This window comes from Coleofasciculus sp. G3-WIS-01, from assembly GCF_040223135.1.
Lineage (GTDB): Bacteria > Cyanobacteriota > Cyanobacteriia > Cyanobacteriales > Coleofasciculaceae > Coleofasciculus.
Genome location: NZ_JAVJZI010000242.1, coordinates 1 through 8,099, shown reverse-complemented (window position 1 = coordinate 8,099; position 8,099 = coordinate 1). Strand labels below are relative to the sequence as shown.

6 protein-coding genes and 2 pseudogenes are annotated in these 8,099 nt (G+C 45.3%); 3 read left to right on the top strand and 5 right to left on the bottom strand.

From position 1 onward, the window contains the following. Nucleotides 1-291 (top strand): hypothetical protein (locus tag RIM23_RS25545; protein ID WP_446370544.1); only part of this gene is annotated, 291 nt, incomplete at its 5' end. Here the strand turns inward: RIM23_RS25545 and RIM23_RS25540 are convergent. The 4 genes from RIM23_RS25540 to RIM23_RS25525 form a co-directional block, all read right to left on the bottom strand. After that, the gene (locus RIM23_RS25540; protein ID WP_446370542.1) at nucleotides 268-2,457 is read right to left on the bottom strand and encodes a hypothetical protein; all 2,190 of its coding nucleotides are present in this window, start codon (nucleotides 2,455-2,457) and stop codon (nucleotides 268-270) included. The genes RIM23_RS25545 and RIM23_RS25540 overlap by 24 nt on opposite strands. 197 nt (nucleotides 2,458-2,654) lie before the next feature. Beyond that, the gene (locus RIM23_RS25535) at nucleotides 2,655-4,133 is read right to left on the bottom strand and encodes a hypothetical protein (protein WP_446370540.1); all 1,479 of its coding nucleotides are present in this window, start codon (nucleotides 4,131-4,133) and stop codon (nucleotides 2,655-2,657) included. A 44-nt stretch (nucleotides 4,134-4,177) separates the two neighbouring features. After that, nucleotides 4,178-5,215: a phage tail protein gene (locus RIM23_RS25530; RefSeq protein ID WP_446370538.1), complete on the bottom strand. Its 1,038-nt coding sequence runs from the start codon at nucleotides 5,213-5,215 to the stop codon at nucleotides 4,178-4,180. Further along, complete coding sequence (locus tag RIM23_RS25525; protein WP_446370536.1) at nucleotides 5,212-5,448, bottom strand: hypothetical protein; 237 nt, start codon at nucleotides 5,446-5,448, stop codon at nucleotides 5,212-5,214. Before RIM23_RS25525 ends, RIM23_RS25530 begins: the two co-directional genes overlap by 4 nt. On the opposite strand from RIM23_RS25525, the gene RIM23_RS25520 reads away from it, so the two are divergent. Both RIM23_RS25520 and RIM23_RS25515 read left to right on the top strand, forming a co-directional pair. Then, a complete protein-coding gene (locus tag RIM23_RS25520) occupies nucleotides 5,447-5,575 on the top strand; it encodes a hypothetical protein (RefSeq protein WP_446370534.1) in 129 nt (42 codons plus the stop codon). The two genes, RIM23_RS25525 and RIM23_RS25520, sit on opposite strands and share 2 nt — an antisense overlap. Nucleotides 5,576-5,910: 335 nt before the next feature. Next, nucleotides 5,911-7,405 (top strand): annotated as a pseudogene (locus RIM23_RS25515) (IS200/IS605 family accessory protein TnpB-related protein). 101 nt (nucleotides 7,406-7,506) lie between these two features. Here the strand turns inward: RIM23_RS25515 and RIM23_RS25510 are convergent. Further along, a pseudogene (locus tag RIM23_RS25510) lies at nucleotides 7,507-8,099 on the bottom strand (putative baseplate assembly protein); the annotation flags it as partial.

Genomic DNA, 8,099 nt, shown 5'->3' with positions numbered 1-8,099 from the left:
ATAGCAAGCGCCATAGCGGTTAGGACACATCATTTATGTAGAGACGCGCCATTATGTAGAGACGCGCCATTATGTAGAGACGCGCCATTATGTAGAGACGCGCCATGGCGCGTCTCTACAATGGTGACGAAAGTCCTAATCGATGTGTCTACTGCTATAGCTACTGTAGGAATCAATAGATTGTACCAAGAGTTGGCATTTCCTCGAAAAAAAACCTCAGCCGTGAGGCTGAAGTCTGTGACATCCTCCCACACCAAACCCCTACTGTCACTCATCGCGATCGCACCCTAACCCTTGCAGCCGTTTCGCTCGTCTCACCCGCACCTGGGTATCGTCACTACCACTAGCGATCAGAATATTTCTCTTCAAAACATTTATATCAACACTATTAAATTTGAATGCTTGGTTTCTCAATGACCGACCCACTTCAATACCACTTGCATAATTTTCTGCTCGTTTACCCTGATTCGTTAGGGGCCACAGCATCATTCGCCCGTCATCGCCACCACTAGCTAAGTAACAACCCCCATTACTTAAAGCCACAGAGCGCACGGGTTGACCGCCATGACCATTCGACCAGCGATCAAGAATTTCACAAGACTGATTATCCACCAAACAGGATCGCATATTCCATAGAGTAATAGTGCCTTGATTATCAGCAGTTGCCAAAAGATATGGTTTTAATTTGGCAACATCCATGCTTAATATATAGTCATCTTTTCCCCCTTCCTCTCCGGCTTTGTATGTCACTTTACGCAGAGAATTATCACCCAAATTCAAAATAACTAACTGATTAAATCGTCCAGCAACTGCTAAATTTTGATTGCCTTGTCCTATAAATTCCAAGTTATAGACAGCGAAGTCAAAGTTTAGCTCCATAATCGGTTGCTTTTCGGAGTCTAATTGTCCTAGAGATTGGTCTAGATCTTGGTAAATATCCCACCCAAGCACCTTACCACTGCCATGACCGCTAAACAGATAACGAGAGTCTTCAGTAAACTCTAAGGCTAAGACCCGATCATCTTTTTGAAAAGAAAAAGAATCCATCAATTTTGGGGTTTCTGCCAATAAATTCAATAGTTGAATCTCACCATTTTCTAACCCAGCAGCGACAACATTATTATCTATCGGCTTATAACGAATAACCCGCACCGCTTTCCCCGTATCGGCAATTTCCTCTACTTCTGGATTAGCAACAGGATTAAAAAAGCCATCAACTCGCCATTTAATTAAACTTTCATCACTGGAACCACTAACGACATTCTGGCTCATGCCATTAAATTGCACCGAATTAACTGCCGCTTGGTGTCCAAACAACTTGTTATTGGGATTGAGCCAAGATAGCCACCAGATAAAATATAAAAGCAGAACTCCTCCACCCAAAACTAACCAAGCCGGAAGAATCGGATAAACATCCAGTCTTAACACTTGACTAGTGGGATTGGTATTTCCTAAACGCTGATCCGATAACATCGCCACCGCTTCTAAAGATAGCCGCTTGGTTCCACCCCATAAATGGCGTCGGGCTTGAACTCTAGTCGCTGCTTGAGCCGTTTGACCTGGATTCAATTCTGCGGGTTTATCCGGCAATTCTAAGGTACATTCCTGTTTGTCTTCACCTTGAATTTCAACAGTGACTTGCTGCTGAAGATTGCTATGATTATCAAATTCCAATGCGTAGGTAACGGGAACATTACGCCAGTTGGGTAACCAGGTGCGTTTGGCTGGAATTTGTTGCTGCTTGGGAGTGGCGCTAAATTCAACCAATCCCATGGGCAAAACTTCTAGGATACCTTCCACTTGGGCAGGAGTTCCATGACGATGAGTCGCCTCAATTGTAAAAGGATAAATCCGGCTGGGGGCTTGGGGAATATCAGGAATTTGGCAGATAAATGTTTCGGTTGCTTGTCCGCCAGGAGGTAGGTGTAACTGGCGTTCAATTCCATCCACAATCCAGGTTGGATCTAAGCCCGAAAACCTCAACGTAACATCAGTTTCAAGTTGACTAGGATTATAAACCCGTACCGGGATTTCCTGCTGATTTGCTGGATACTCTTGAAACTCCCCCACTGGCAGATCCAATTTTAACGGAATCGAACCCGTACCTTGTTCTAAAATTAAACGCAGGACTTCTCTGTCTTCATCTGGGAGTTCCATGGAGAAGACACGTACCGTTAGGTTCATTAGTCCCACAAACCCTGGTACAGGATTATCCACAATCGTCACCTGAAAATGGGTGACATCACCGGGAGGCTTTTTGGTACTCACTTCTGGGGAGATAATGTACCAATCCGGAAGGCGATCAACCTCAACCCCAGCCGCCATGACTTCCACCTGAAAACTGGCAAAGCGATCGCTATCATTCACCACCATAACTTCAAACGCAGCAGGTAGACCTCCTGGCTTAAATCTAAGTTGTTTTGGGGAAACAGTCGTATCAATTAAATTATCTGCCATTATTTTTTTCCTTACTCCTGAAACTACCCCAGTTTTCCTGTTCAGCAGTTCCCTCATCAACGGGAGCATGTCATCTTTGTAGGTTGGGTTGAGGAACGAAACCCAACTCCAGAGAGAGCCTGTTGGGTAACGCTTACGCTCAAGCCAACCTACTTGAACGTTTTATGCGAAACTGACATGCTTTCCTCATCAACACCCTAGATCAACTTATCAAACAGATCATCTCGACGGGATTTATCCGGCGGTTTTGATGGCTTGGAGGGGTGGGAAGGAGTTGATGTAACAACTTTTGGCGGTGGCTGCTGTCCCCAGGTTAGCTGTCGGCGACGCCAAGCCGTATACAAAATGTTAATCCCTATTTCCTGTGCTGTACGGATTGCTTCACGGGAGGTAAGTCCCTTTTCATTGATTCCCCACGCCCCTGATAAGTTACCTAGCGCGACGATAATTCCGCCACCGCTTAAGATTTGAATCGGCTTTCTATTGATAGTAGGTGTCGCAGCAAAGAGAAAGGGTTTAGTCCGAAGTAAGTCGTGGCGGTCTAATTTTTCCAGTGGAGTTAACAGAACTCCCAAACTTTGGGCAAACTCTTGGAATCGACCCGCGATCGAATTCTTTCGTCTGGCTAACTCTGTCGCAATCATCTCTCGTTCACTTACAATATCTTGTCGGCATTGCTTTAATCTTGTATCTGTATCAATATTTGGAGTGTTATCGATTTGAGTTAATGCCTGTTCGAGTTCATGGTAAAGTTGGCTCAGGTCTTTTATCGCATTGCCTTGCCTCCAATGTTTCAAGTCTGACGACGCTTCTACTAAAACTGTGCCTCCTGCCTTTAAATACTGTCGCAGAACCTCAAATTCAGATTCTCCTAATACATGGACTTGACGATCCGTCATAAAAAATAAATCATATTCTAAAATATTTTGTAGCTCTGTCAATTGTAAACTAAATTGCCCAATTTCATCACCCCCCTGCAGGGCTGGATAAAGTCCAGAAGTTGATTGCAGAAGATAGGAGAGATTCGCTAAAATACGCTCATGTTCATTGTTATCAACGGCTAGCCCTTTGTACATGGCAACTTGAACAACCGCCTGAGGTCGCGCTTGTGGCTGGAGACGGTAGCGCAAGTCCAACTGGTTATAGCTAGGGGAGAAAACATGGACGGGGACTTCAAGTTTAAATTTTCCAGCTTTAAGGAGAATCCGGCACAATTCCACATCCCCTTCAGTGGGTGGACTCGTCTTCTCATCAATCCGAAATGTTTCGATGATTCTATCTGTGGTTCTACGGGTGCGTAATTCTTCAGGATCTCTAAATTTAACTACCAAATAAACCATCAAGGGTTTTTCTGGCGCCGCTTCTGAAGAAATCCGGTAGGACATTGGTTCAGGCACTACGATAAAATTGCCAAATAAATCAATGGCAATTCCCGGTTGAATTTCGACCCAACGTTCATCTCGGTATTTTGCCACCACATCAGCGGGTGCGGGAACGATATGTACCCCCAAACCGAAGACAATTCCGGGCTGATGCAGAGATTGGTAATAGGTTCTACGATACTGACGGTGATATTGGTGCGCTAACTGCCAACGTTGGGCATCAATGAGTAAGCCATCTGTGACATGGAGACGCTCAAATTGTTGGATAGAAGGTGGAGGGAAATGGTTAGTCATTTGTCATTTCTCATTTCTCATTGGTCGTTTGTCATTTGTTTATGTCATTCAACATAGAGTTCATAGGTACAAAATGCGGGTTTTTCTTGTTGAATAATTTGATGAACTAATAATTCGTCAATTTTAGTCGGAGGATCAGGACGCAGTCGCACAATAAAATGATAAGGTTGTCCGCCGCCGATAAGGGAGTCTTGATTTAGGCGCGTGTTTCCCATCATAAATCCCTGACCAAAAACTTCTTGAATACAAATATGCCTTTGATGTTCTGGGAGATGATCATCTAAAGGTAAGTCAGTAAATAGATGTAAGTAGAATCTTAATCCCCTGCGCGTACCCCGCCAGCGATAAATCTCCATCGCCTGACGAATCAGATAGCGCTGTCGCTGTAGGCTTAAGGCGGGGTTAAGTTGCCAACCTACCCAATGGGCTAGAAAGGGTAGAAGTGTCTCTGGTGTCATTAAGGGGTCGAGATACGCCCATAAAGCATCCAGGGATTGTACTGTCGGTTCAAAGGCTTGCTCGAAAATTTTCAGCAAGCGACTAATAAAATCTACTTCTCCATAGATTTCAGGTAAAAAGTTTAAATATAAGCTGTGAGGGCGAACATAAAGATTAAAGCTAGCTGATTCAACATGTTTGTTCCCCGTTACCGATTGGTTGTAGTAGACATAAATCTGACCGCGATAATCGAGACGGTGAGAAGGTTGAGCATCTCCTACCTGATTAGACTCAAAGAAATCGGCTGGCATATAAAAGCGAATGACAGCTTCCATGAGTCCACCGGGACGGAGTTCCCGCCCTTCCATACCTAAACGATACCATTGGGAGGGAAAATCTCCCTGGATTTGAATATCCAAGTGTAAGGTATGGTTGCTTAGATTTTCTAGTTCCAGCAGGAGTTCACTGGGTTCTCCGGGGTAGAGGGTAAGATAGCAACCGCGACGTTCTGTTTGCCGAGTTGCTTGGCTGAGCAAAGGCGCTTCTAACTCGCTCGACCCCCCAATGGACTCAGGCGTGACCTCTGGCAACTGCATGGGAGTCAGTTGCAGACGTAAGGGTAATATATCGCGAGCTTGTGTCATTTGTCATTTGTCAAGGGAACGGGGAACAGGGAAACGGGAACAGGGAACAGGGAAACGGGAACAGGGAACGGTGAAACGGGAACAGGGGAAGTAACTGTAACCAAAAAGTTGGACACCTCTGGACATTGTTGGATATTTTGTCCAGGTGTTGTTGTGTTATAATGAACGCAAGCGAAAACCAAGCTAAAAATCTTAGGGGCTTGAGACCCCGTAACAAAGTAGAGACGCGCCATGGCGCGTCTCTACAAGAGTAGCGCACCTGTAATAAGGCGGTTGAGAAATCCAGCATACCTTAATGGCGCTGAAAATAACGGATTAAAGCAGCAAAGTTTCTCAAATTACTACAATTACAGACTTTGAGTAGGGCGAGTTTCGTCCGATTTTAAGCCTGTGGACTGGTTGAGTGCCGACACCGAAGCGAGTGAAACAGGAAGCAATCCGGATAATGTCTAACAAGATCCAATGTTGTCTAGCTTTGTCCAAGTGTTGTAGAACGGAACACAATAACTCAAAACCATGTCCGACTAGCGCGTTGGATCAAATCGGGGCGGGTGCTTTGTTAAGTTAGGGGTGAGTAACTGTAACCAAAACCCTGGACACATCTACCCATTGTTGCCCATTTCTGGGTAAGGTTCTATCCGAAGAGAAATGACTGATGTGGTATACAAGAAAACGAACATTGAAAGGTCGAATCAATGGTTACACTTACATACTGCAAAGGACTTCCCACCCCAGCAATTGAGTTAAACCCATTGGGTAAAACTCAATTGGAAATGTTTCTAGCCGAATACTCATCTATATTTCATCAAGCAGCATGTGAGACAGCTAATCATCTCCTCTGGGATAATGAATTCAACAAGTCTCAATGGAACAGGTATTTACAGCAGACCTATGGGATAAATAAGCGCCACGCCAATGGAGTGATAGCTTTTAGTCAGGGGGCGGTAGATGCTGCGTCGGCTAACCGTCAACGTCACATCAAGGTGCTAACCGCCAAAGCCAAATCCTGTGGGGAGTGGATCAAAAAGGCTACACGCAAGTTAAAAAACTCTTGTAAGTTTTACCGTAGAAAAAACTGGCAAAATAGTCAAACTGGCTGTCAGTTTCCGCTCTCGGTGTCTATCCAATACCGGGAGACTAACTGGCAAAACCTACGTTTCCAACTGCACCACAAAAAGCGCAAGCTAAACCACTATCAATTACAGCTCGAGTACCTTCAAGCGGCTCCCATTCGGGTAACTATACCCAAAGGACAAGCTTATGTAGTAGGAGCCGCCGCCGAAACCTGTGGGAATCAGTCTTGTCAATGGGACGGGCAGACAATCAAAATTCGGGTTCCCTACTCTCTGGAGGACAAGTTTGGCAAATATGTCTCATCTGAAATTGGAGATTTCCATCGGAATGTTAACCGACTGCCATCAGAGGGTGCTAAAACCTGGCACTTCTACCGAAAAGAAGGTAAGTGGTGTGTGGCGGTACAATTTACACCAGCACCAGTCAAACAGATATCTAGACCAATCCACTACGGCTGCATTGGTATAGACCTGAATCCCGGTTCAATCGGTTGGGCATACATCGATAAAGAAGGCAATCTCAAGCACCATGGGCAAATCCCAATAGAGATGGGTTTACCCCGTGGCAAACAGGACGCCGCCATCAGGCATATCTGTTTCTGGCTATTGGATATGGCGATTGTCTACCAATGCCCGATTGTGTGTGAGGAGTTGGACTTTTCCGGCAAGAAAAACCAACTCAGGGAAAAAGGACGCTTGTATGCCCGAATGCTATCTGCTTGGGCATACAGCCGCTTTTTTGAGTTGTTAACTGCTATCCTATCCAATCGCGGGATAGAGGTCAGACAGGTCAATCCCGCCTACACCAGCCTGATTGGTCTGGTTAAGTATGCCCGAATGTATGGGTTAGCCAGTGATGAAGCGGCTGCCCTGGCGATTGCCCGTCGCGGAATGAGATTAACAGAAAAATTACCCGGCTCCATAACCGCCTATCTATCGGTGAACGATATTCTTGCACGTATGGAGCCATTGGAACCAACTGAATAGTAAAATCAAGCGTTTTATCAAAAGTAGGCACGCCTACTATGGTATCTCTAACTGGGAGTTTTTGGTCAACCCTCAACAGGGAAGCGGCAACGCACTAAAAGCAAGCGCTGGTATAAACATATACCGCTAAGTTTTGTCCAAGGTTGTCTACTTTTTGGTAGATGTGTCCAGACTTTTAGAAGCGGTTTTCTAGTGAACATTATCGGCAAAACCCGCCCCGACAAAAAAATTCTAAGGAATTAAGTTGATCACATGACCAGAGCGTAATCGATTATTGTGCCATGAACAGATTAAACCCAAAGGACCGGGGTCAATAACAGGGGTTCGTGGTAGGGTTCGCATCCAAGTTTGTCCCTGACGCCGCAATTCAAACAGTTGTACAGCGCCTAAATACTGTACACCAGGCACGCTTTGTAATAGGGTCACAATATCAGATGAGTAAACTGGGCGACCAAATGACCACCCTTTACCCTCTGAACCGCCGATTAGAGGATTGAGAAAGCGATACAATGCGGTTTGTAATTTCAATAGTATTTCTTGTTGAGCGCGGGGATTATTATAAGCTGGATCGAGAGCAACTTCAGTTTGTACCGCAACCCCGACGTAATCAGGTTGGCTACAGAGGATTTCTACACCCAGTAATCGTCGTTCGTCGAGATAACTCAGCACTCGCTCGGTGAGTTGGGGAGTCAGGGTTAAGAAGTCAGGGTCAATTCCTTCACCTCGCTCAATACCATCGGTATTGGCGTTGGGTACAAGCAGCAGACGCACTCTTCCAGCTTCTTCTTTGCGAATGGGTGATAAGCATAACGTGCGAGCAATGG

Bases quoted from the DNA above. Each gene is read 5' to 3' on its own strand.
- RIM23_RS25540 (WP_446370542.1), bottom strand. From the start codon at position 2,457: ATGGCAGATAATTTAATTGATACGACTGTTTCCCCAAAACAACTTAGA.
- RIM23_RS25535 (WP_446370540.1), bottom strand. From the start codon at position 4,133: ATGACTAACCATTTCCCTCCACCTTCTATCCAACAATTTGAGCGTCTC.
- RIM23_RS25530 (WP_446370538.1), bottom strand. From the start codon at position 5,215: ATGACACAAGCTCGCGATATATTACCCTTACGTCTGCAACTGACTCCC.
- RIM23_RS25520 (WP_446370534.1), top strand. From the start codon at position 5,447: ATGGCGCGTCTCTACAAGAGTAGCGCACCTGTAATAAGGCGGTTGAGA.
- RIM23_RS25525 (WP_446370536.1), bottom strand. From the start codon at position 5,448: ATGGCGCGTCTCTACTTTGTTACGGGGTCTCAAGCCCCTAAGATTTTT.